The 1114-nt window shown below is 61.3% G+C and carries 1 pseudogene; it reads right to left on the minus strand.

Annotated features, from left to right (window positions below):
- Nucleotides 1-1112 (minus strand): annotated as a pseudogene (locus BGN91_RS11045) (DNA-directed RNA polymerase subunit beta); the annotation flags it as partial.
- Nucleotides 1113-1114: the final 2 nt, after the last annotated feature.

Consider the following 1114-nt stretch of genomic DNA (forward strand, 5'->3'; position numbering starts at 1 on the left):
GTCATGTTCTTGTCGGCGGACAATGTGTTGCGGATATAGGGGCCGACATTGACATGGTCGATGTCGAGCAGCGGCAGCTCCTTGTAGCCGTGCTCGTTCAGCGCCTTCATCGACTTCTCGGTGATTTCCTCGCCGGCTTCAGCATAGATTTCGCCGGTCTTGGGATTGACGAGGTCCTCGGCGAGATACATGCCGACCAACTCCTCGTCGCTCATGCGCAGCGCCTTCAGCCCCTTCTCCTGGAGCTGGCGGGCGGCGCGGACCGTGAGCTTCTTGCCGGCCTCGAGCACGACCTTGCCGGTATCGGCGTCGATCAGGTCGTTCAGCGTGGAATAGCCGCGGAAGCGCACCGGATCGTAGGGCACCCGCCAGCCTTCCGGATTGCCGCCGGACTTGGCGCGCTTGTAGATGATCTTCTTGTAGAACGTGCTCAGGATCTCCTCGCCGTCGAGGCCGAGGGCGAACATCAGCGACGTCACCGGAATCTTGCGGCGGCGGTCGATGCGCGCGAACACGATGTCCTTGGCGTCGAATTCGATGTCGAGCCACGAGCCGCGATAGGGAATGACGCGCGCGGCGAACAATAGCTTGCCGGACGAATGGGTCTTGCCCTTGTCGTGATCGAAGAACACGCCGGGCGAACGATGCATCTGCGAGACGATGACGCGCTCGGTGCCGTTGACGACGAAGGTGCCGTTCATGGTCATGAGCGGTATGTCGCCCATGTAGACGTCCTGCTCCTTGATGTCCTTTACCGACTTCGCGCCGGTTTCCTCGTCGATATCGAACACGATGAGACGCAGCGTCACCTTCAGCGGGGCCGCATAGGTCATGCCGCGCTGGCGGCACTCATCGACGTCGTACTTCGGCGCCTCGAATTCGTAGCGCACGAATTCGAGCTGCGAGGTCCCCGAAAAGTCGTTGATCGGAAACACCGACTTGAAGACCGCCTGGAGGCCCTCGTCGAGCCGGCCGCCGGGCGGTTCGTCGACCATCAGGAACTGGTCGTAGGACGCCTTCTGTACTTCGATCAGGTTCGGCATCTCGGCGACTTCCCGGATATGCCCAAAGAACTTGCGAACCCGCTTGCGACCGGTGAACGTCTGCTGCACCA

Origin of the sequence: Nitrobacter sp. 62-13 (assembly GCF_001896955.1) — a bacterium.
Classification (GTDB): Bacteria; Pseudomonadota; Alphaproteobacteria; order Rhizobiales; family Xanthobacteraceae; genus Nitrobacter.